Consider the following 21236-nt stretch of genomic DNA (forward strand, 5'->3'; position numbering starts at 1 on the left):
GATGATTGACATGGCAAAAAAGAATAATCTCTTACTGGCAGGCCTCGCGGCTGGTGCCTACGCGTATTTCAGCAAGAAGGAGAATCGTGACAAGGCAATGGTCGCCTTCAATAACCTGAAGACGAAAATGGATTCTTTCGTAGAATCCCAAAAGGTGAACCGCAATTACGAGGATACGAAAGCAGGTCTTTCCGATCCCTATGACTTCCAGGATAACGACATGGTGGCCGAAGGGGCACAGACAAGCGTCCACTACTATAACCAGGAAGTAGAGGACAAAAAGAACATGAAAAAGAATCCGGACGAAGACGGTCTGTACCACAAGAAAAAAACCGGCGAGCCCGCGGGTCAGCAAAAATCCAGTCTCGGAAGCAATGATGAGGCAGCGGCTGAGCAGCTCAATGAAGACACAGATTCTGTCACAACGGAAAACCGCATCGACACCGAAAAACTTTAAAACAGGCCCTGCCGGGTGCCCATCCGATCACGGATGGGCATTTTTTTGCATAAATGTGTGAAAAATAACCGTGTTTGGGTATAGAATTAGTATTTAAGAAAATCGGAAGGACGTGCGTCATGGAAAAAGGGAAGGCGGTCTTTATCCTGAATCCCTCTTCGGGAAAGGAACTGGCGGAATCCTACAGCGGACAGTGTGTACAAGTGCTGGAGGAAATGGGCTATTCCGTCGAAGTCAGGGCCACGGAGAAGGAGGGCGATGCGACTGCCTTCGCCAGGGAAGCCGCGGAGAGCGGAAGTGCCCTGGTTGTTGCAATGGGCGGCGATGGCACGGTGAACGAAGCAATAAACGGACTGGCCGAAGAAGAGATCCGTCCGGATTTTGCCCTCATCCCGCTCGGTACGGTAAATGATTTTGCAAGGGCACTGTCGATTCCTATGGACCCTGAGGAAGCGATCCGCCGATTGCCTGAATTCGTGGCAAGGCCGACCGATATCGGCCTTGCCGGCGGCCGTTATTTTATGAACGTCCTTGCAGCAGGCAGCCTGGCTGAGGGTGTGATGGACGTTCCGGCAGGGGAAAAGACGCGTTTTGGCCCGCTCGCCTACGCTGCACACGGTCTGCAGACGCTGCTGGCCGATGAAGGGAACCGATTCACCATCACTCATGATCGGGGCAAGTGGACCGGACAGGCCTCGCTGATTTTGGTCGCCCTGACCAATTCGGTGGGCGGTTTCGAGAAGATGAATCCCGATGCCAGGACGGATGACGGGCTGCTCCATCTGACAGTGATCAAGCGCACCAAGTTGCCCGGATTTTTAAAGATGTCCGCCTCTCTTCTACTGGGAAAGCTGGAGGAAGAGGGAGCGGTCGAGAAAATCCGGACAGCCCGTGTACGAATCGAGACGGATGAGCCGCTTGCCTGCAATATAGACGGTGACGAAGGCGGAAAGACTCCGATCGGGATCAGAGTCCTGCACCGTCATCTGAGGATCTTGGCGCCGGAACCAACGGAAGGAGAATGAACATGAGGAATAGAGGTGCATCAGGATGAAGGACCCGGGTCTGCAATACATGGCCAACCTGTTCATGGACCGGGTCGAGGTATTGAAGGCGTATGAACGCAGCGAGGATTTCTATCATCTTGAGAAAGACTTGCTTGAAGCGGTAGCCGAAGGGGACCGTGCCAGGGCCAAGGATCAGCTGAACCGGATTATCATGATGGTCAAAGACATCGCCGGGGACCGCTGGGTGAAAGATGTGTCCAACTACTACATCATCTTCGCCGCGCTGACCGCCCGCTTCCTCATGGTGCCGAAATTCCCTCCTGAGTGGGCAGTGGCGACGAACATCACCGCAATGCGCATCGTGGACCGCAAGGCGGGCAACATGGACATCACGGAGACAACCAACGACCTCGTCGAATTCTTCATTCACGTCCTGGAAGGCCGCGATAAGCCGGAACTGTCCCACCCGATCGTCAACGACATCATCCAATTCATCGATGCCTCAATCGAAGATCCGATCACCGTCGATCAGCTGGCGAAGCGCGCCGGAATCAGCACGAGCCACCTCTCACGCATTTTCCGCGAACATGCCGGGCTGACGCTGATCGACTATATCAATATGCGGAAAATCGAGGAATCCCAGTTTTTCCTGCGCAACACGGACATGAAAATCTCGGAAGTGTCGGACCGCTTCAGCTTCTGCAACCAGAGCTACTTTACAAGGACGTTCAAAAAGTATACAAATGTGACGCCCAAGCAGTTCAGGGAGCGCAAAGACATCGATTACTTCTCCTCGATCGTGCCCGGAAGCATCGAAGAGACCGGAACATAAATTGAAAATCCTGCAACGGGTGGTGTATACTACTCTATAGTCTAAAAAAGTTGTAGGTGAATCGATTGAATAAGCGCATCGGGCTGATCCTGACATTGGCAGCTGCAGCGTTGCTCCTTGGCGGATGCTCCAGCGTCGAGAACAAGGAAGGCACGTTTTATAGTCTTTTCGTCCGGCCGATGGACTGGTCTCTTGAATCCCTGGGGACCTTCTTTAACGGCAACTACGGACTGGCGATCATCGCCATCACAGTTATCATCCGTCTGATCCTCATGCCGCTCATGCTGAAGAACTACAAGACCCAGCAGGCGATGAAGGTGAAGATGGATGCTCTCCGTCCTGAGATGGAAGACATCCAGAAGCGCATTAAGGAAACAAAGGACAAGGACGAGCAGATGAAGCTCCAACAGGAAATGATGGGGCTTTACCAGAAGCACGGTGTCAACCCGCTGAACATGGGCTGCCTGCCGGTCCTGCTTCAGATGCCGATCATCATGGGCCTTTACTTTGCCATCCTGTATTCCGAGGACGTCAAGTCCCACCAGTTCCTCTGGTTCAACCTCGGCTCCCCGGATATGATCATGGCCTTGATTGCAGGGGTCGTCTATCTCCTGCAGGCACGCGTCTCGCTCTGGACGATGCCTGAACAGCAGCAAAAGCAGATGAAAATGTTCATCTACATGTCCCCGATCATGATCACGTTCATCTCCTTTACGGCGATGTCCGCACTGCCTCTCTACTGGGCGGTCAGCGGTGCGATCCTTGTGATCCAGACGTATATCGGGCGGAAGTTCTACTATGAAAATCCGGAAAAGGCAGTGGAGCAATAAACCGGGTAACCATCCGGCTATTCAGAACAAGCGGCAGTGGCCCGGGAGTCTCATTCGAGGCCGGGACACTGCCGTTTTCCACTTTAGAGTAGAACAAGGAAAAGGGGATGAAGGGGATGTCCAAGAAAAAACGGTGGATGTTTGGAATCGGGATTGCGGTGGTATTCATCCTGACCCTGGTGTTCATTATCCGCCAGGCGATGCATGCGGCGGGCCTGTCGATGGCGCTCCTGTTCGTCCTGACCAATACAGCACGCGCCGCAGGATTCAGGGAGCGGGGCATGATGAGGGAAGCGAAATGGATGAACCTGCTGGCCGGATTTTTCGGTATCCTGTTTATCGTTCTGGCGGTCATGCTATTGTTCTGACGGCACAAAGAAAAACGCGCCGGTCATTTTTGACCGAGCGCGTTTTCTGTCTTGCTTCCCCCTGCCGGGATGAGGCGCTCCCGTTCTGCGAGCAAAGCATCCAGCCTTTCCATCAGTTGGAGAATATCCTGGATTGAAATCGGTTTCATTAATATGCTCCTTTGCCCTCTTTTACCAGACTATACGGACAAAGCACCGGGTAATTGTCCGTGGTCTGATAAAATAGGCCGTTAGTAGGAGAAGCGTTTCTTTGTTGAAAAGACGATCAGTGCGGCCGGGACCGTGCAAATGACCATGCCGAGGAACGACAGGCCCGGTTTGACTTCGTAGAGAGCGCCGCCGAGCAAGGTGAGAAAGGCGGTGCTCAGGCTCATGGCAAATGCGGCGTACAATGCCTGGGCGGGAGCAATCAGGCGGGTCGGCAATTTTTCGGAGATATAGCGGATAAATGCGACATGCGCGATGCCGAACGAAGCTGCATGCAGCACCTGTGTGAGGGTGAACATCCATACGGTCGGCATCAGGAAGATCAGCACCCAGCGGAGCGTCGAGCCTGCTGCGGCCAGCAGGAACATCCGGGAAGCCGGTGTGTTTCCGAACAGCCGGTCCGCGATGCCGAAAAACAGAATTTCAAACAGAATCGCGACATTCAGCACGAGGCCGATTGTGAAACTTGCAACGCCAAGGTCTTCCAGGTATACGAAGCCGTAGTTGTAATAGGATGCGTGCGCGCCCTGCAGCAGCACCGAGACGGTGAGGACGATCAGGAAACCGCGGTTGCGGACGAGTTCGCGGAACGCACCGGATCGCTTTTGCGGCGGCTTCCCGGGCTCTCCGTGGCCGAGCGATACAGGGACAGCCGTATATTGAGTGCCCAGCATGAGAAGGAGCCCCGCGAACATCGTCCAGAGAATCGCCTCATTACCGAACAGGGCAGTGACCGCCCCGATGATCAGAACGGCAACCATATAGCCGGCGGAGCCGTAAGCACGGCTTCGGCTGTAATTGATCCGGTCTTTCTGGATCAGGATCGAGGCGCTTGTCTCCATCGCCGGGAGCAGATTCGGATAGACCACATTAAGCGCGGCGGTGACGACAAGGATTGCCGTATAGGAGCCTGCCGGTATGTAGAGCAGGGCAATGATGAATGACAGGACGACGCCAGCCTTCATCACGCCGGCGATCGGGAAGCGCCTTGCCGCCGCAGGGAACAGGAATAGCGTCGAGAACGCCCTGATGAACATTCCTGTTCCCATGACAGCGCCCGCCTGGAAAACGGTGAGGCCTTTGGCGGAGACGAGCCAGCCCGTCCAATAGGGGAGGAAGACCCCCCAAGTAAAGAAGAACGCGAAGAAATTCAAGGAGAGCCAGCGAGATTTCATATTGGATTCCTCCGCACTTAATAGATTGGTCACAAAAGCATCATAGCATAACAGAGACCGGCGCGGAACAGCGCCGGATATGATACGATAGACCAACGGAAATTCCATGAAAGAAGGGTCACCAAGAATGCGCAGAATGGACGGACGGAAACAGAAAAGCGAGCGGAAAGGTGTCTGGATTGCTGTCATCGCGACAGTCGTATTACTGATTGGCGGAGCAGCAGTGTATGCCGGCATGAACGGCTGGGATGCTGACAAAATCAAGGGTGCGCTCGGAGGAGAAACGCCGGATCAGGAGCAGGAAACGGATCCCGCCGAGACCAAAGAAGCGGACAGCGGTGCGAGTACGGCCGAAGAGGACGATGCGGAAGAAGGCCGGTTGCCTGCAAGCGGCGACGCGACGGAGCATCCGGAGGCAGATCCGCTTGAAGGCATCGGTACATACCTCGAGGGCCGTGAACTCCCGGCAGAACCGACCTATATTGATGGCATCCTTCTGGCGAACAAAAAGTACCCTCTTCCTTCGAGCTTTGCACCAGGTGAAAGCCCCGAAGCGCGTGAGGCATTCGAGGAAATGGCTGCGGAGGCGCTGCTGGAAGGGTTTGACCTGGACGCTTTCAGCACGTTCAGGACGTTCGAGCGGCAACAGGAGCTGTACGACCGGTACGTCGAGCGTGACGGCGTAGAGGCAGCGGACCGCTACAGCGCGCGTCCCGGGTATTCGGAACACCAGACCGGCCTCGCTTTTGACATTGGGGAGGCGACACAGCCTCAGCATTACGCCCGCGAATCGTTTGGCGATACGCCGGCGGGACAGTGGCTTTTCGCCAATGCCCACCGATACGGCTTTGTCCTCCGTTATCCGGAAGGAAAGGAAGACATCACCGGCTACATGTATGAGTCGTGGCACTACCGTTACGTGGGCAAGGAAGTGGCAGGCCGGATCCACTCGCTCGGCATCACCCTGGAAGAATACCTGCTTGTGAAGGACGGCCACGCCAAGCCGTCTGAGCCGTCTGAGCCGGAGAAATAAGGCGAGAGGCTTTGAAGTGAGGTAGCCTGAAAGAAAGTATGGCAGAAGAAGCCCTCCCGCACGGAACTCACCGTGCGGGAGGGCTTTTTGCTGCCATTATAAGATCGGCGACAGGAGGCGGGAAACGGATTCCTTGAACCGGATATTGGTGGTCCGGTTCTCGTAGGCTTCAAAAGTCAATTCTGTTGAAAGCCGCATATCCTGTTCAAACAGTTCTGCGAGTTCATGGGATTTTTCCCGGTCATAGAGAAATGCGTTGATCTCGAAATTCAGCTTAAAGCTGCGGACGTCGATGTTGGCGGTTCCAACAGTCGCTACCTCATCATCGACCACGATCATTTTTGCATGGATAAAGCCATTTTCATAAATATAGACTTTGGCGCCCGCGCGGAGCAGGATGCCGACATGCGAATAGGTCGCCCAGTAGACAAACATGTGGTCTGGCTTGTTCGGGATCATGATGCGGACATCGATGCCCGACAAGCAGGCGATCCGCAGGGCATCTAGGAAACTGGCATCCGGGATAAAGTACGGCGTCTGGATGTAAATGTACTTTTTCGCCAGATGGATCATCTTCAGGTAGCCGTCCTTGATCTGCTCCCATTGTTCATCCGGGCCGCTTGATACAATCTGCAGGCCGACGGAACCTTTCCTGGGGATGGCCGGGAAATAGCGCTCATGGTACTCGATGTCATGGGAGGCGGAAGCCTGGTTCCAGTCCAGGATGAACCGCGTCTGGAGCGGATGGACGGCGCTGCCCTCGATCCTGAGGTGTGTATCGCGCCAGTAACCGAACCTGCGGTTCAGTCCGAGATACTCATCCCCGACATTGAAGCCGCCCACATAGCCGACGCGGCCGTCGATGATCGCGATCTTACGGTGGTTCCGGTAGTTCATACGGGGGTTGATGAGCGGCAGGATCGCAGGGAAAAAGGCCTCCACTTCGCCGCCCACCGCCATCAGATCACGAAAATGCCGTTTTCTGAGCCCTCGTGAGCCGATATCATCGAAGAGAACCCGTACTTTGACTCCGCTTTTTGCTTTCCGGATGAGAGTATCCAGGATGCGCTGTCCCAGATTATCGAGCCTGAAAATATAGTATTGGATATGGATATGATCTTTGGCGTGTTCGAGGTCATCCAAAAGCGCCTCGAATTTTCTCCCGCCGTCATTGAAAATCTCCACATCGTTGTCCTGTGTCAGGAGGGCGTGGTTGTTCCTGAGATGCAGGTACACCATGTCCCGGTAATGGGCGGTGTCGTCCAGCCTGAAGTCGAACGTGCCGTCCTCGATCGCCTCGATCTGGTAATTGACAAGTTGCTCAATCCCGATTTTGTTCCTGTCTTCCCAGCGGAACAGCTGCTTTTTCCGCAGCTGCCTGCCGAACATCAGATAAATGAAGAATCCGAAAATAGGGATGAAGAACAGGACCAGAAGCCAGGCCCAGGTGGAAGTCGGATCGCGCCGCTCGAGGAAAATCAGGGCAATCGCGAGAAAGATGTTCAGGATGAAGACCGCGGCCGTCGCGTACGTGATGAACTGTGCCATGAAAACCTCCAGTTGCGTATGATCTGTCTAAGGACAGTATACCGTTAGGTCGCCGAAAACACGAATGGAGATAGAGGATGCTGATAAAACCTACTTGACTTATAGGATTAAACATTTTATTCTAATGCTTGTGCTTTTGAAAAACGATTCCTCCGCGGGGGAACATCATGATAATCATTGGGGGAGTAATTATGAATACTTGGCTGGTCGTTATCAACATTGCCGCCATGCTCGTTCTCGTCGGTGTCCTGTTTTATATGCAGCGCCGGCATGTCTCGTTCTCGAACCGCGTCTTTGCGGGCCTCGGGCTCGGCATTCTTTTCGGCCTTGCACTGCACCTCATCTACGGAACCGAGTCGGAAGTTCTGGCCGATTCCGTTGACTGGTTCAACATACTCGGCACGGGCTATGTCCGTTTTCTTCAGATGATTGTCATGCCGCTCGTCTTCATTTCGATTTTGGCCGCGTTCACCAAAGTGACTACAGGCAAAAACTTCGGGAAGACGGCAGGCCTGGTGCTCGGCATGCTGGTCGGCACGACCGCACTCGCAGCCGCTATCGGCATCGGCTCGGCACTTGCCTTTAACCTGGATGCATCCGACCTTGTGCAAGGCACGGCCGAAGTGGAGCGCGGGGCGGACCTGGAGCAGCGCTCGACGGAAGTGGCCGACAAGACCCTGCCACAGCAGATCACCGAGCTGATTCCGGCCAACCCGTTTCTTGACTTGACGGGCGCCCGTCCGACTTCCACGATCGGTGTTGTCATCTTTGCCGCGTTCCTGGGCGTTGCCTATCTCGGTATCGGACGAAAAGAGCCGGAAAACGCCGCAATGGTGAAAAAAGGCATCGATGCGATTTATGCGCTTGTCATGCGTGTCGTCAAGCTCATCCTCCGCCTGACGCCGTACGGCATCCTTGCAATCATGGCCCGCACGGTCGCAACGTCCGATTTCGGGGCGATCGCCAACCTCGGCAAGTTCGTCATCGCATCTTATGTGGCGCTGATCGCCATGTTCCTGGTTCATCTGGTCATCATTACGCTTAACGGTCTTAACCCGATCACGTACCTGAAGAAAACGTCTGAGACGCTTCTTTTCGCGTTCACTTCCCGTTCCAGCGCGGGTACGCTGCCGCTCAACATCAAAACGCAGACGGACCGTCTCGGCCTTCCGGATGCGACCGCGAACTTCGCGGGATCATTCGGCCTGTCGATCGGGCAGAATGGCTGCGCGGGGATTTATCCGGCGATGCTTGCCGTCATGATCGCGCCGTCTGTCGGCATCAATCCGCTTGATCCCGGCTTTATCGCGACGCTCATTGCGGTTGTCGCAATCAGCTCGTTCGGCGTAGCGGGCGTCGGCGGCGGTGCCACCTTTGCCGCGATCCTCGTTTTGTCGGCGATGAATCTGCCGGTCGCGCTTGCCGGTGTGCTCATCTCTGTCGAGCCGCTTATCGACATGGGCCGGACCGCCCTTAACGTCAGCGGCTCGATGACCGCGGGCGTCACGGCGGCCACCGTGAACAAAGAAGTCGACCGGGATGTCTACAACGGCGACCTCCGCACCCAGCCAATTGACGCTTAAATCTAAGAAGATGCCGTCCCGTTAAAAGGACGGCATCTTTTTTATAGGCTGTTCAGCTTTGTATGTACCTGCTCCACCCGGTCTTTGTATGGAGTCCCGGGAAGGAAAGCGATACGCTCATGGACATCACGGATCAGGTCCAGCGCTTCGCCCGTTTTGCCGGTGGCCCAGAGGGATTCCGCTTTATAGGCTTCCCCCTCCATGAAGATTGACAGGTCGATCGGATGGTGGATATACTCCCGCGGGACGAGTGCCCGTTCAAACGCCTCGAGCGCTTCCTGGTGGCGGCCCAGTCCGGATAGGGCCTTCCCGACTTCAAGTGACAGGTACGGCGAGTGGAGCGGGTCCGACAGGGCGGCAACCTTATCTTCCGGCCAACCCTTGATCTGGCGGTGTGCTGAGGCATGGTCATTCCGGAATGAGTTCAGTTCATGGACATCGAGAAACGCCAAGAAACCGCCGGCTTCCTTGTCATCTGCAAACTCTGCGTATTGGCGAAGCTTTTTTCGGAAACGCTCATATTCATCTGCCATTCCTGCCATCAGCGCATGGATCGAAGCCAGGCGGTACCAGTCGCTCATATGGTAGTAAAGATCATTCTCCCGGGAAAACGCAAGGGCGCTTTCCATGACAGCCATTGCTTCTTCCGTTTGGCCGACTGCATAAAGAAGGACGGCCTGCAGGTAATCAAAGTCAAGACGGGTCATCGGTTCGATGAACAGTCTCTTTTCTTCGATCGCTTTCCGCTCTTTGAGCATCACCTCGAGCGCACGGTCATAGTCACGCTCCGTAAAGTGCACCTGGGCGCGAAACATCCCGATTGCGGCGCGTCTTGGGATGATGTTCAGCGAATCATAGATGTCGGCTGCCCGGTCGATCGGTTCTTCCCATCCGGCCTCTTCCAGGTAATGGAGGGACCGACCGTACATTTCGAGCAGCCGGCCGGATTCGTAGCCTTCTCCCATTTGGCCCATATGGGGTCTGATAAGATTTACGAGGCGCTGTCTGGCTTCCTTCGCCCAGTCATCGATCAGCCTGACTGAGTTGTATTCCTCTGCCTGATCCAACAGCTCCCTCAGCTCCTCGCGGCTGCTTTGTTCAAGCAGGGCGGAGGCGGATACGTTCAGCTGTTCAGCAATATGTGTCAGGCTCTCCATCGATGGTCTGGCCTTGTTGTTTTCAATCAGGGAAAGCATTCCCTTCGACATTTTGTCGCCGGCCAGTTCCTGCAGAGTCATCTTCCGGTTTTTTCGCAGCCGGCGAATTCGTTCACCCAATGTGTCCAAAAAGGGAACACCTCCAATCATCGTCCATAGTTTAATTGTATTAAACAATTCCTTGCTTGTGAAGAGGGAGCATGTTATGATTTGTTTAATTAAATTAAACAGGGAGGAAAACAGCATGGAACAAACCATGAGTCTGCGCCAGGCAACGTTACTTCTTTTGAGGGTAATTGCAAGCAAATTCATTTTAACATCGGGACAGAAGAGCAGACACGCAGAACCACGGAGAAAGCCGGTGTTTCAAAAGCCGGATCAGTCTGGTGCAGAGGTCATGAAACCGCGTCGCTGGCTATAACTTATTTTTTTGGCCATAAAGTTTAATTAGATTTAACTATTTCTTGTTTCTGCAAAAACACAGTGCTAAGATTTAGACAATTCATTTAGTGAGGAGCGCAGAAAATGGATCAGGCCATGAAACGCCGTCGCGCCACTTATCATATCTGGACGTTCACGGCGAGCAAGCTGATTTCCGCATTTGGTGCCCAGGTCTATACGTTTGCCATCAGTTTCTACATTCTTCAGCTCACAGGGTCCGCGACAAGCTTTGCGATGAACCTGATCTGCAGCATTTTGCCCCGGACAATTGCGGCACCGTTCGCCGGCTATGCTGCGGACCGATGGCCGAAAAAGACGATTGTCCTCACAGCCCAGGGAGCCATTGTGCTGTCGGTCGGCGGATTGCTTGCGGTCAGCCTGATTTACGGGCTCTCACTCCCGGCCATCTATATCACGACTGCCGTCATTTCGCTTGCCGCATCGTTTTCAGGGGTGTCATTTTCCGCGGCCATCACCGGCCTGGTGGATGAGGAACGTATCCAGAAGGCGATGTCGCTGAATCAGATGTCGATTTCCATCGCCGCGATCGGTGCGCCTGCCGTCGGCGGATTGCTTTACGGCACGGTTTCAATGAAGCTGTTCCTCATCCTGTTCATGGCGGCCGAAGCGGTCGCGCTTGCCCTGGAAGCGACGATGAACTTCCGGCTCTTTAACCGTAAAGCTGACGCGGGAGAAGCGACCGGGGAAGGGGCAGCAAAGGAGCCGCTCCTGCAGAGCATGAAAGCGGGACTCGCTTACCTGAAAACACAGCCGATCATCCTGTCGATCATTTGGATCTCGCTGTTCATCAACTTTCTGTTCGGGGCATTCCAGGTCGGCTATTCCTACATTCTCATTGAAAAGATGAAAATGGCCTCGGAGCACTTCGGCATGACGGAAGGGGCGTTTGCGGTCGGAATGCTTCTCATGTCGATTTACCTGAGTGTCAGGAAAGAAGTGAAGTATCCGCTGCTCGTCTCCAAGTGGGGCATCGTGACGATGGGGCTGATCATGGCGTCTGTCGCACTGCCGCTTCTGGTCAGCCTCCCGTACACAGGGCTCTTCATCTTCTACGCGTCCGTCATGTTCGCATTCGGGCTGGTCATGATCCTCGTCAACACACCGATCCAGGTCATGATGCAAAAAGGCGTGGATGACGATTACAAAGGCCGAGTGTTCGCGATCCTCGAGACGATGGCGATGGCACTCATGCCACTTGGCACGGTACTGTACGGCTTCCTGTACGACCTGCTTCCTGCCGAGTGGATCCTCCTCGTCTCGGCAACCGTGCTGATTGCGGTTGTCCTGACGTTGGCCCGCCCGTCCGTAGTCCGGAAAGCACACCCTGAACTGGCTAACAGACATCAGAAAGGGACGGAGAATCCGGCGCCTGCAGCAAAATAAATACGAAGCGGCAGACCGGACGGGAGCTCATCACCCGTCCGGTTTTGTTTAGCAGGATTTTCCTCTATAATGGGCGTAAAGTATGACCGGGATGGGGGATCATCGATGGGCAGGATACAACTCAGTTTGATGGAACGGGTGCTCGCGGACGGGCTTGGTGAAATGCTGTTCATCATGAAAGCCGGCCGGAGCGGTGAATTCGTGTATGTATGGTTCAACCGGAAAGTAAGGGAAGAGCTCGGATTTGGCGATGAGCATATCGGCAGGACGATCAGTGAGGTTTTCGGCAAAGAGATTGGAGAGAAGATGGTAAAGCGCTACATAGAAGTTGTGCAAAGCAGCGGACAGGCGGTTTATGAGGATGCGTACATCGATTCGGATGGCGGAAAGCGGTATTCGGAAGTCATGCTCACGCCTCTGCTTGATGAAGGGGAGGCCCCCTATGTTGTCGCACTTGTCAAAGACATCACCGGCCGGAAGCAAAACGAATTGATGCGCCGGGAAATCATTCATCGTCTGGAAGAGAGCACTTCCCGCTTCCGGGCGCTTTTTGAAGACAACGGCGATGCTGTCCTGGAGCTTGACCCGTCGGGACAGGTCACAGGGGCGAACCCTGCTGCTCTCCGGTTGTTTGTGGTATCAGGCGAAGCCCTCCACGGAAGACCGTTTTCGAACCTTGTTTCGGACCAATCCCGCAGTCTTGCGGAGGCTGCTTTCTCCCTGGCCGCGGAAGGTAATTTGCAGGATGTCCGTATCGACGTTCAGCCGGAGAATGGACAGCCTGTCGGATGCCTCCTGAAATTCACCCCCGTCGCACCTGCCGGCAAGCCGATCGGCTATTACGCAAACCTGAAGGAAATGCGTGAACTTGATAAATTGGCCCATCTTTATATGGAAAGCCAGAACCAATTTAAGATCATCACAGAAAGTGTGAGTGACGTCATTGTCACGATCGACGGCAGTTGGCGGTTGTTATATGCCTCACCATCCACAAGGGCCCAATACGGCTATGACCCGGCAGTTGTTATCGGGAAAGAGACTGGAGACCTTGTCCACCCTGATGACTTCCCGGACCTGGTCAGAGGATACGAGGAGATTCTCGAAGGCCGTCACGTTTTTCAGATCCGTCTCAGGGTTCTCCATCGAAATGGGGGCTGGATCTGGTCCGAGCTGAACGCTTCCGCTGTACGGGGGCCGCACGGGGAATTTCAGCATATGGTGGTTGTCGTCAGGGATATCAGCCGGCAGAAGGCGGAGGAAGAGCGCCTCGAACATTATGCCTACCACGACCAGCTGACCGGCCTGCCGAACCGCCGGCTGTTCCTGAACCGCCTGGCGGACCGGATCGCCGAGTATAAAAAGACCGGGAAGCGGTTCGCCGTCGCCCTGATGGATCTGGACCGTTTTAAAGCGGTCAACGACAAATGGGGCCACAACGTCGGTGATGATGTCATCCGGGCGTTTAGCCACCGGATTGAAAGTGCGGCGGACCATGTGCTGGCCGCCCGCTTCGGTGGGGATGAATTCGTCATCCTCATCACAGACTGCACGACCCGCGAGGAAGCCGAAACGCTTGCCTGCCGGATCGTCGCCGCGCTCAGGGAACCGATTGTCGCCGGCGGACACGTCATCCCCATCAGCACAAGCATCGGCATCGCTTTTGCCGGTCCGGGCCGGCTATCCACAGATGCCCTCCTGAAACTTGCTGACCGCGCGATGTATGACGCGAAGCAGGAAGGCCCGAACCGTTACCGGATAGTGGAGTGACAAAGTCCCGTCAATAGCGAAACCGCCTTTGGATCCCTGATCCGAAGGCGGTTTTTCCAAATTATGATACAGCGGTTTCGCGCAGCGATTTGTCCGACTTCCGGTAGAGGAAAATCAGCCCAACCGATAACACGGCAAGTGCAGCCGAAATCCAGTAGACACCGTCCGGCATCTGTGTGAACAGCCAGGCGAAAAGGAGCGGACCCGCGATGCGCCCCACGTTGTCCATTGAATAGCTCATGCCTGCAGCGGTCCCGTAGCGCCCGCCGGATTCCTTTGTCGTAAGTGACACGAGGACCGTGCGCACAAGGGCATTTCCTGCTGTGAACACGCAGAGGGAAAGGCCCGCCCAGAACAGGCTGCCGGTAAACACCATAAGGGCAAGCCCGGCTGCGGTCACGAGCTGGGCAATCAGGATGACCTTTGTCTCCATGCCGTTTTTCACCCGGCGGACGACACCGCCCTGGATGGCCGCATCGACCAGTCCGCTAAAGAGAAACAAGTAGCCGATCTGTTTTGGTGTAATTTCAATTTTGTGCATCTGGAACAGCTGGAACGTCGCCTCGATTCCAGCCAGGAGGAACGTCACCATGAACGACATGAGGAACAGGTAGCGGACCCGGTATCCCCACATCTTGCCGGCCCCTTCGGGAACAATCGAGCGCTTATTCGCTTGCCCTTTGCGTTCCGGCTCCTTCAGGACAATCATGGCGTAAACGAGCAGGATGAGGACAAGCGTGCCGGACGCGGTGAACGGAAGCGACAGGCGGATGTCGCCAAGAATGCCGCCGATCGCCGGGCCGAAAATAAAGCCGAGCCCGATCGACATGCCGAGAAGACCCATGTACTTGTTCCGGTTTTCTTCATCAGTCAGGTCGGCGACAAAGCCGGTGACCGCGGTGTACAGTGCGCCAGAGAACAGCCCGCCGATTACGCGGGACACATACATCATTGCAAGAGAATCGGTGAACGCCGCAAACAGGAAAAAGCTCAGGCTGAATCCGGCGAGTCCGATCGCGATCAGTTTCTTCCGGCCTGTCCGGTCGGAATAGGCTCCCCAAAGCGGCGCGGTAAAGAACGATGCCAGCGCATAGACAGTCAGAAGCCCGCCGACATGCATCTCATTGAAGCCTTGCGCCACCACGACCTCAGGCAGCACAGGGATGATGATCCCGAACCCTAAATAAACGAGAAATTGGACCGACATCAGGAGGAGAATTGACTTTTGCATTAAAAAGACCTGCCTTCAAGAAAACATATAATGCCTTCATTCTACTCCGGGGAGAGGGGAAGTGACAAATGCAGACGGTATTTGGGGCAGCGACGAAATTTTTAACATTTGGAACTAAAGGACGGCATGGATTTTCGTACGCGAACCTCTTGGATTCGCGCGCAAAGTCCCCTTTCTCCTCACAATTAAAGCCGCCCTCCAGCCAAGAGAGCGGCATCACACCTTTATCAATTCCTTAACTTCACGCGCTGCAGCCTGAGTGCATTCAGGACGACCGATACCGAGCTGAACGCCATCGCGGCGCCGGCGACCCATGGGGCGAGGAATCCTGCGGCGGCGATCGGGATGCCGACGGAGTTGTAGGCAAGTGCCCAGAACAGGTTCTGTTTGATGTTGCGTACGGTCAGTTGGCTCATGCGGAGCGTGTCGGAGACCCGCTTCAGGTCGCCGTGCATGAGAGTGACATCCGCTGCCTCCATCGCGATGGCGGTGCCGGTGCCCATTGCCATGCCGATATCGGCGGTGGCCAGTGCCGGAGCGTCGTTGATGCCGTCGCCGACCATGGCGACTTTCCGGCCTTTTTCCTGAAGTTCTTTGACGACGGCCGCTTTTTTCTCGGGGAGGACGCCGGCGATGACATGGTCGATGCCGGCTGTGCGGGCGATCGCTTCCGCTGTGCGCGGCTGGTCGCCGGTCAGCATGATGACGTCGATGCCGGATTCCTTCAGTTCCCGCACGGCTTCCGCGGAAGTGTCCTTCAGTGTGTCGGCGACTGCAATGACAGCAGCGTGTTGCCCGTCCGCTGCCATGAACATGACGGTCTTGCCTTCGTCTTCAAGCGCACCGATATCGGCAATTGACGGGTCAACCGGAATGCCGCGGTCTTCCAGCAGCTTCCGGTTGCCGAGAAGAATGTCGCTGTCACCGACTCGGACCCCGATTCCGTGTCCGGGGATCGCGGAGAAGCCGGTGGCCTGTGGCAGGGCGGACGTACGCTCTTCGCCGAATGCAGTGATGGCGGCTGCGACCGGGTGCTCCGATTCTTTCTCGGCCGCGGCAGCGGCCCGGATAAGCTCTTCGTAATCCATGCCGTCCGCCGTGAGAAAGTCGGTCACTTCCGGTTTGCCTTTAGTCACGGTGCCCGTCTTGTCGAGGACGACGGTGTCGATATGTTTCGTCCCCTCAATGGCTTCCGCTGTCTTGAACAATATGCCCTGTTCGGCGGAGCGGCCGGAACCGGCCATGATTGATGTCGGTGTCGCAAGACCCAGCGCGCAAGGGCAGGCGATGACGAGAACGGCGATCATGCTTTCCAGCGACTGGGCGAAGTTGCCCGGGTCAACAATCAAATACCAGACGAGGAATGTGACGGCGGCGATGCCGACGACGATCGGAACGAAAATGCCTGAAATCCTATCGGCGAGCCGCTGGATCGGCGCTTTTGATCCTTGCGCTTCTTCCACTGTACGTATGATTGAAGCGAGCACCGTATCTTTGCCGACGCTGATGGCTTTTGCACGGAGTGAACCGTTGCCGTTCACCGTCGCGGCGAACAGCGTGTCGCCTTCCGACTTGTCGACGGGAAGGCTCTCGCCCGTCAGCATCGATTCGTCAAAGGCTGAACTGCCGGACAAAACGAGGGCGTCGACCGGAATTGAATCGCCGGGCCGGATAACGAGAACATCGCCTTCGGTGACATCCGCCACCGGAATCTCTTCCATCCGGCCGTCCCGCTCGACCGTAGCGGTCTGCGGCTGGAGACCCATCAGCTTCTGGATTGCATCCGAAGAACGGCCCTTCGCCCGTGCTTCGAACACTTTGCCAAGAAGAATCAGTGTGATCAGGACAGCACTTGTTTCAAAATATAACCCGGGGATGTGTCCGCTTCCGGCGTGGGCCAGAACGAGGTATACACTGTAGAAGTAGGCTGCTGATGTGCCGAGCGCGACAAGTACGTCCATATTCGCGCTGCCGCTCCGGAGCGAGTGGTATGCGCCTTTATAAAACGTCCATCCGATCCAGAACTGGACCGGAGTCGCAAGCGCCCACTGCACATATGGATTCATCAGAAAGGCCGGCACGTACATCCACTCGGTAAACGAAAAGTGGGCGACCATCGTCCAGAGGAGCGGGAGGGAAAGGGCTGCCGAGATGATGAACAACCTGGTTTTTTTGCGGATCTCCTCTTTCCGGTGGTCCGGGGCACCATCGTCCTCCTGCTTCAGTCTGGCGTCATATCCGATTTTCCGGATGCGTTCAATGATCGCTTCCGGATTTAGCTGTGCCGGGTCGTAGGTGACATGGCCGGTCTCGAGTGCCAGGTTGACATTTGCCTGGGAGACGCCCGGCATCTTCCCGACCACTTTCTCGATCCGTGCCGAGCAGGCCGCGCACGTCATGCCCATAATCTCCAGCTCGGCATCCTGTTTGGCCACATCGTAGCCGAGATTGCGGATTTTCTCTTCGATGGAAGGAATGTCAGTTTTGCTGCTGTCGAATTCGACGGTTGCCTTCTCGGTTGCAAAGTTGACCGTCGCGGACTCTACACCTTCCATCCGCCCAAGGCCCTTCTCGACCCGGTTCGCACAGGCAGCGCACGTCATGCCGGTGATGGCAAGTTCACGCTTATCATTGCTCATGGCCATTCATCCTTTCATAGGGGTGGGGGGTATGAAGACTCCCCGGAAAAAGCTGCGGTTTCCCGCAGCCGCCGATCACTTTACGTCGTAGCCCTGTTCCTCGATCGCATTCTTGATCTGCTGGTCGTTCACAAGGTCTTCGTTGTATGCCACCTCAACAGTACCTGCCTCAAGGTTGACTTTAACGGTATCTGCTCCATTCAGGCCGCGGACTGCGTTCTCTACGGAGTTCACGCAGTGGTTGCAGCTCATGCCTTCCACCTGAAGTACGAGATTGGTTGCCATTATGAATCTCCTCCTTATTTTCTCATCAGTTTTTGGATGGTGACGGTCAGTTCATCAAGGACTTCGTCGTCCCCTTCAAGAAGCCGGTCACGGACACATCCTTTCAGGTGTCCATCGAGCAGAATCCGAGCCACGCTGTTGAGGGCGGACTGTGTCGCAGCCAGCTGGGTGATGACATCATCACAGTAAACGTCCCGCTCGATCATTCCCCGGATGCCGCGCACTTGTCCCTCGATCCGGTTCAGCCGGGTGGCAAGATTTTTCTTCACCTCGGGCGTCTGGTGGCTTTTCCGGCAGGACTCTTCATGGACCGAGCTTTCCATTGGCTCCGTCGTCAATGGGCACCGCCTCCTTTGTTGCATCCAGTATACCATCATAGGGTATGCAATCAAACTTTTTGCGCCTCTTTTTTCAGAATAAAACGTTTACCGAAAGGCAACAATTGTAACAGTATTGAAAGATTTGACTTACAGCACGGGTGGTATAGTAAGGATGTGTATATAGAACGTCCGGTATCATCCATTTTCCCGCAACTTTGCCCCGCTTGCCGCGTCATATTGAAGGAAGGAAGAGGTGGAACGGATGGCCCAGAAAAAGGACGTCAAGACGATCGCAGAGCGGATTACAGCATTAGGCATTCCGGTGACGCTGACCAAGTCGCGCCTCGATTTGCTGAAAGCCCTTGCGCCGCCCTCTGGCTCCCAGGCACCCACGACCTAAGCTTCAAAAAGCTCCCGCCTCTGTAACAGAGGCGGGAGCTTTTGTTTGATGTTTATTCTTCAGGATCCGCCGAGAACATATAAGTCCGGTGGTGGAAATTCATGCTGAACACGAGCCCCAGGGCGAGCATATTGCCCATGATGGAACTTCCGCCGTAGCTGATGAGCGGGAGCGGGATCCCCGTGATCGGCAGGAGCTGGATCGTCATGCCGATGTTCTGGAACACGTGGAACGTGATCATGGCGATAATCCCGGTGCACACATACGTCGAGAACGGATCCTTCAGCTGGAGCGTTGTCCGGGTCAGGTGATAGATTAGGACAAAGTACAGGCTGATGACCAGGCTTGCGCCTATGAATCCCCAATCCTCCCCGATCACAGAGAAGATAAAGTCGGTATGGGCTTCCGGCACGTAAACTTCACGGCCCTGGAACCCCTTGCCGCTGATCATGCCGGAACCAATTGCATTCAGTGACGTGATGAGGTGGCGTCCCTCATCGCTTGAATACGTATACGGATCCAGCCAGGAATAAATTCTTGCGAACTGGTATGCGCTGAAGCCAAACGTCTTCACGAGGAAGTCCTGCATATAGACGGCCATCCAGATCAGAAGCGTTCCGAAGGCGGCTGTTCCCGCGTAAAGCGGTACGATGATTTTCCAGGTGATGCCGGAGACGAGGACGAGCGCCGCCGTGATCGCGATAAAGACGAGCGCCGTCCCGAGGTCCGGCTGTTCCAGAATAAAGAACAGCGGGACAATGAGGGCAGCCGCGATCTTGCCCAACAGCATCAGATCGGTCTGGGTCGTGCGATTCAGGTGTTTCTCATTATGCATGGTGATGAGGCGCGCCGCCCCGATGATATAGAAGGTCTTCATGAATTCAGCGGGCTGGATGCTGCCGAGCCCCGGCAGGTGGAACCAGCTTTTCGCATTGTTTCGCCGGGCAACAAGATCCATTCCTTCTGGAAGGATAAAGAGAAGGAACAAGAGGAAAACCCCGCCCCCGTAAATAATCCAGGCAGCTTTCTTATACTGCTCCGGATCGAAATACATCATGACGGCGATGATGGCTGCCCCGACGACATACCACTGGATCTGGGAAGGGACAAAATTCGTATTATATTGGCCGGTCGTCTGCGCGGATGCAATGGCGACGGTGCTGACGATAAGAAACAAAAGCAAGATAAACGCCAGCGTCCAGTCAAAGCGATCTGACGCCCGATTATTCAGTTTCATAATTGATCACCCGGTCGTTTCAAAGTTTCACAGAATGGATTCGGCAATACGCACCATTATACCCCATGCAGGTGCCGAATGCCTGTCTGACTTCCGTCTTTAAAGGACGCGCCGGTCTGGAAAATGTTTCATTTAGATTTCACAAGCATGTTTTTTCGCCGGGCTTCTGTAACGGGATGGCTCCTGCATGCTACACTGATAGTATCCGAGACGTGGAGGTTAACCATGAAGAATCGCATCTTTCTTTTATATGGCGGCAAGTCCGCGGAACACGAAGTATCGCTATCGACCGCACGCGCCGTCACTCACGCACTTGATTTTGGCCGGTATGAAGTCACACCGGTATTTATCACGCCGGAGGGCGAATGGCGCCCGGGGCCGCTGCTTGAGGGGCCGGCCGAACATGTCACCGACCTGATGATCGGGGAAAACGGCACGAATGCGCCGGCCCGGCTTACGGACGGCATCGCCGCGCTCGCCGCGCAGACGCCGGATGCGCCGCCGGTCGTCATCCCGCTCCTTCACGGGCCGAACGGGGAAGACGGCACGGTCCAGGGTCTCCTGGAAGTTCTGGATCTTCCATATGTCGGGAATGGGGTGCTCGCATCCGCCGCCGGTATGGACAAAGTCGTCATGAAGCAGCTGTTTGCCCAAGCCGGGCTGAACCAGGTGCCGTATGTCCACTTTATCCGCAGCGAATGGAACAAAAATCGGGACGGCATCCTGGCTGAGTCCGAGTCGAGGCTTGGCTGGCCGGTGTTCGTAAAGCCCGCAAATCTCGGCTCGAGCGTCGGCATCTCGAAGGCGGCCGACCGGGAAAGCCTGATCGGAGCCATTGAGGAAGCGCTGCGCTATGACCGCAAAGTCATCATCGAACAAGGTGTCGATGCGCGCGAAATCGAAATGGGCCTTCTCGGCAACGACGAGCCGAAATGCTCGGTCGTCGGCGAGATCAGCTCCGCTTCTGATTTCTACGATTACGAATCCAAATACATGGACGGGAACACGGTCCTGACCATTCCGGCGGACGTGCCGGAAAAAGCGGCCGAAGAAATGGAGCATGCGGCAAAAGCGGCGTTCAAGGTGCTCGACTGCTCGGGACTTGTGCGGGCCGACTTTTTCCTGACAAACGAAGGCGAAGTGCTCATCAACGAAGTCAACACGATGCCGGGATTCACGCCGACCAGCATGTTCCCGCTACTCTGGCAAAACTCCGGCATGACGTATCCGGAACTGCTTGAAGAACTGATCCGGCTGGCACTTGAACGCTTTCAGGAAAAACAGTCACTGAATACGAACAAAGATTGAGGGAATC

General features: G+C 55.3%; 21 protein-coding genes. 12 read left to right on the plus strand and 9 right to left on the minus strand.

Features of this window, described 5'->3' with window-relative positions:
* Positions 1 to 10 precede the first annotated feature (10 nt).
* From KHA84_RS13765 to KHA84_RS13785, 5 genes are all read left to right on the plus strand, one after another.
* Positions 11 to 457, plus strand: a complete 447-nt coding sequence (locus KHA84_RS13765) for a hypothetical protein (protein ID WP_213424098.1) — start codon at positions 11 to 13, stop codon at positions 455 to 457.
* Positions 458 to 576: 119 nt separating this feature from the next.
* Positions 577 to 1482 carry a diacylglycerol/lipid kinase family protein gene (locus KHA84_RS13770; protein WP_213424099.1) on the plus strand — a complete coding sequence of 302 codons (906 nt, stop codon included), beginning with the start codon at positions 577 to 579 and terminating at the stop codon, positions 1480 to 1482.
* A gap of 25 nt (positions 1483 to 1507) precedes the next feature.
* A complete protein-coding gene (locus KHA84_RS13775) occupies positions 1508 to 2296 on the plus strand; it encodes an AraC family transcriptional regulator (protein WP_213424100.1) in 789 nt (262 codons plus the stop codon).
* Between the two features lie 65 nt (positions 2297 to 2361).
* Positions 2362 to 3126: a membrane protein insertase YidC gene (gene yidC / locus KHA84_RS13780; RefSeq protein ID WP_213424134.1), complete on the plus strand. Its 765-nt coding sequence runs from the start codon at positions 2362 to 2364 to the stop codon at positions 3124 to 3126.
* Positions 3127 to 3242: 116 nt separating this feature from the next.
* Entirely contained in the window at positions 3243 to 3494 is a 252-nt protein-coding gene (locus KHA84_RS13785) for a hypothetical protein (protein ID WP_213424101.1), read from the plus strand.
* Between the two features lie 23 nt (positions 3495 to 3517).
* Here KHA84_RS13785 and KHA84_RS15540 read toward each other — a convergent pair whose 3' ends face one another.
* Positions 3518 to 3643: a hypothetical protein gene (locus KHA84_RS15540; protein WP_272875312.1), complete on the minus strand. Its 126-nt coding sequence runs from the start codon at positions 3641 to 3643 to the stop codon at positions 3518 to 3520.
* 81 nt (positions 3644 to 3724) lie between these two features.
* Entirely contained in the window at positions 3725 to 4876 is a 1152-nt protein-coding gene (locus tag KHA84_RS13790; RefSeq protein ID WP_213424102.1) for an MFS transporter, read from the minus strand.
* Between the two features lie 127 nt (positions 4877 to 5003).
* Here KHA84_RS13790 and KHA84_RS13795 point away from each other — a divergent pair, with 127 nt between their 5' ends.
* A complete protein-coding gene (locus KHA84_RS13795; RefSeq protein WP_213424103.1) occupies positions 5004 to 5909 on the plus strand; it encodes a M15 family metallopeptidase in 906 nt (301 codons plus the stop codon).
* Positions 5910 to 6005: 96 nt separating this feature from the next.
* On the opposite strand, the gene cls is transcribed toward KHA84_RS13795, so the two are convergent.
* On the minus strand, positions 6006 to 7457 hold the full coding sequence (gene cls, locus KHA84_RS13800) for a cardiolipin synthase (protein ID WP_213424104.1): 1452 nt from the start codon (positions 7455 to 7457) through the stop codon (positions 6006 to 6008).
* Positions 7458 to 7648: 191 nt separating this feature from the next.
* Here cls and KHA84_RS13805 point away from each other — a divergent pair, with 191 nt between their 5' ends.
* Positions 7649 to 9040 carry an L-cystine transporter gene (locus KHA84_RS13805; RefSeq protein WP_213424105.1) on the plus strand — a complete coding sequence of 464 codons (1392 nt, stop codon included), beginning with the start codon at positions 7649 to 7651 and terminating at the stop codon, positions 9038 to 9040.
* 41 nt (positions 9041 to 9081) lie between these two features.
* Here KHA84_RS13805 and KHA84_RS13810 read toward each other — a convergent pair whose 3' ends face one another.
* Entirely contained in the window at positions 9082 to 10326 is a 1245-nt protein-coding gene (locus tag KHA84_RS13810; RefSeq protein ID WP_213424106.1) for a helix-turn-helix domain-containing protein, read from the minus strand.
* A gap of 115 nt (positions 10327 to 10441) precedes the next feature.
* Between KHA84_RS13810 and KHA84_RS13815 the strand changes: the two genes are divergently transcribed.
* From KHA84_RS13815 to KHA84_RS13825, 3 genes are all read left to right on the plus strand, one after another.
* A complete protein-coding gene (locus tag KHA84_RS13815) occupies positions 10442 to 10618 on the plus strand; it encodes a hypothetical protein (protein WP_213424107.1) in 177 nt (58 codons plus the stop codon).
* Positions 10619 to 10722: 104 nt separating this feature from the next.
* Entirely contained in the window at positions 10723 to 12042 is a 1320-nt protein-coding gene (locus KHA84_RS13820) for an MFS transporter (protein ID WP_213424108.1), read from the plus strand.
* Positions 12043 to 12147: 105 nt separating this feature from the next.
* Positions 12148 to 13809: a sensor domain-containing protein gene (locus tag KHA84_RS13825; protein WP_213424109.1), complete on the plus strand. Its 1662-nt coding sequence runs from the start codon at positions 12148 to 12150 to the stop codon at positions 13807 to 13809.
* Positions 13810 to 13870: 61 nt separating this feature from the next.
* Here KHA84_RS13825 and KHA84_RS13830 read toward each other — a convergent pair whose 3' ends face one another.
* The 4 genes from KHA84_RS13830 to KHA84_RS13845 form a co-directional block, all read right to left on the minus strand.
* Positions 13871 to 15040 (minus strand): MFS transporter, encoded by a 1170-nt coding sequence (locus tag KHA84_RS13830; protein WP_213424110.1) that lies wholly within the window; start codon positions 15038 to 15040, stop codon positions 13871 to 13873.
* 227 nt (positions 15041 to 15267) lie between these two features.
* On the minus strand, positions 15268 to 17679 hold the full coding sequence (locus KHA84_RS13835; protein WP_213424111.1) for a heavy metal translocating P-type ATPase: 2412 nt from the start codon (positions 17677 to 17679) through the stop codon (positions 15268 to 15270).
* A 75-nt stretch (positions 17680 to 17754) separates the two neighbouring features.
* Positions 17755 to 17964: a copper chaperone CopZ gene (gene copZ, locus KHA84_RS13840; protein WP_213424112.1), complete on the minus strand. Its 210-nt coding sequence runs from the start codon at positions 17962 to 17964 to the stop codon at positions 17755 to 17757.
* 14 nt (positions 17965 to 17978) lie between these two features.
* Positions 17979 to 18287, minus strand: coding sequence for a metal-sensitive transcriptional regulator (locus KHA84_RS13845; RefSeq protein WP_213424135.1), 309 nt, complete (start codon positions 18285 to 18287; stop codon positions 17979 to 17981).
* 259 nt (positions 18288 to 18546) lie between these two features.
* Between KHA84_RS13845 and KHA84_RS13850 the strand changes: the two genes are divergently transcribed.
* Entirely contained in the window at positions 18547 to 18684 is a 138-nt protein-coding gene (locus KHA84_RS13850; protein WP_008301280.1) for an Lmo0850 family protein, read from the plus strand.
* Between the two features lie 52 nt (positions 18685 to 18736).
* On the opposite strand, the gene KHA84_RS13855 is transcribed toward KHA84_RS13850, so the two are convergent.
* Positions 18737 to 19921, minus strand: a complete 1185-nt coding sequence (locus KHA84_RS13855) for an FtsW/RodA/SpoVE family cell cycle protein (RefSeq protein WP_213424113.1) — start codon at positions 19919 to 19921, stop codon at positions 18737 to 18739.
* Between the two features lie 225 nt (positions 19922 to 20146).
* On the opposite strand from KHA84_RS13855, the gene KHA84_RS13860 reads away from it, so the two are divergent.
* A complete protein-coding gene (locus KHA84_RS13860) occupies positions 20147 to 21229 on the plus strand; it encodes a D-alanine--D-alanine ligase (RefSeq protein ID WP_213424114.1) in 1083 nt (360 codons plus the stop codon).
* Positions 21230 to 21236 lie beyond the last annotated feature (7 nt).

Origin of the sequence: Bhargavaea massiliensis, assembly GCF_018390575.1 — a bacterium.
GTDB classification, from domain to species: Bacteria; Bacillota; Bacilli; order Bacillales_A; family Planococcaceae; genus Bhargavaea; species Bhargavaea massiliensis.

Excerpts from the sequence above, each read along its gene's own strand:
- KHA84_RS13765 (WP_213424098.1), top strand. The coding sequence starts at position 11 with ATGGCAAAAAAGAATAATCTCTTACTGGCAGGCCTCGCGGCTGGTGCC.
- KHA84_RS13770 (WP_213424099.1), top strand. The coding sequence starts at position 577 with ATGGAAAAAGGGAAGGCGGTCTTTATCCTGAATCCCTCTTCGGGAAAG.
- KHA84_RS13775 (WP_213424100.1), top strand. The coding sequence starts at position 1,508 with ATGAAGGACCCGGGTCTGCAATACATGGCCAACCTGTTCATGGACCGG.
- KHA84_RS13785 (WP_213424101.1), top strand. The coding sequence starts at position 3,243 with ATGTCCAAGAAAAAACGGTGGATGTTTGGAATCGGGATTGCGGTGGTA.
- KHA84_RS15540 (WP_272875312.1), bottom strand. The coding sequence starts at position 3,643 with ATGAAACCGATTTCAATCCAGGATATTCTCCAACTGATGGAAAGGCTG.
- KHA84_RS13790 (WP_213424102.1), bottom strand. The coding sequence starts at position 4,876 with ATGAAATCTCGCTGGCTCTCCTTGAATTTCTTCGCGTTCTTCTTTACT.
- KHA84_RS13795 (WP_213424103.1), top strand. The coding sequence starts at position 5,004 with ATGCGCAGAATGGACGGACGGAAACAGAAAAGCGAGCGGAAAGGTGTC.
- cls (WP_213424104.1), bottom strand. The coding sequence starts at position 7,457 with ATGGCACAGTTCATCACGTACGCGACGGCCGCGGTCTTCATCCTGAAC.
- KHA84_RS13805 (WP_213424105.1), top strand. The coding sequence starts at position 7,649 with ATGAATACTTGGCTGGTCGTTATCAACATTGCCGCCATGCTCGTTCTC.
- KHA84_RS13815 (WP_213424107.1), top strand. The coding sequence starts at position 10,442 with ATGGAACAAACCATGAGTCTGCGCCAGGCAACGTTACTTCTTTTGAGG.
- KHA84_RS13820 (WP_213424108.1), top strand. The coding sequence starts at position 10,723 with ATGGATCAGGCCATGAAACGCCGTCGCGCCACTTATCATATCTGGACG.
- KHA84_RS13825 (WP_213424109.1), top strand. The coding sequence starts at position 12,148 with ATGGGCAGGATACAACTCAGTTTGATGGAACGGGTGCTCGCGGACGGG.
- KHA84_RS13830 (WP_213424110.1), bottom strand. The coding sequence starts at position 15,040 with ATGCAAAAGTCAATTCTCCTCCTGATGTCGGTCCAATTTCTCGTTTAT.
- KHA84_RS13835 (WP_213424111.1), bottom strand. The coding sequence starts at position 17,679 with ATGAGCAATGATAAGCGTGAACTTGCCATCACCGGCATGACGTGCGCT.
- copZ (WP_213424112.1), bottom strand. The coding sequence starts at position 17,964 with ATGGCAACCAATCTCGTACTTCAGGTGGAAGGCATGAGCTGCAACCAC.
- KHA84_RS13845 (WP_213424135.1), bottom strand. The coding sequence starts at position 18,287 with ATGGAAAGCTCGGTCCATGAAGAGTCCTGCCGGAAAAGCCACCAGACG.
- KHA84_RS13850 (WP_008301280.1), top strand. The coding sequence starts at position 18,547 with ATGGCCCAGAAAAAGGACGTCAAGACGATCGCAGAGCGGATTACAGCA.
- KHA84_RS13855 (WP_213424113.1), bottom strand. The coding sequence starts at position 19,921 with ATGAAACTGAATAATCGGGCGTCAGATCGCTTTGACTGGACGCTGGCG.
- KHA84_RS13860 (WP_213424114.1), top strand. The coding sequence starts at position 20,147 with ATGAAGAATCGCATCTTTCTTTTATATGGCGGCAAGTCCGCGGAACAC.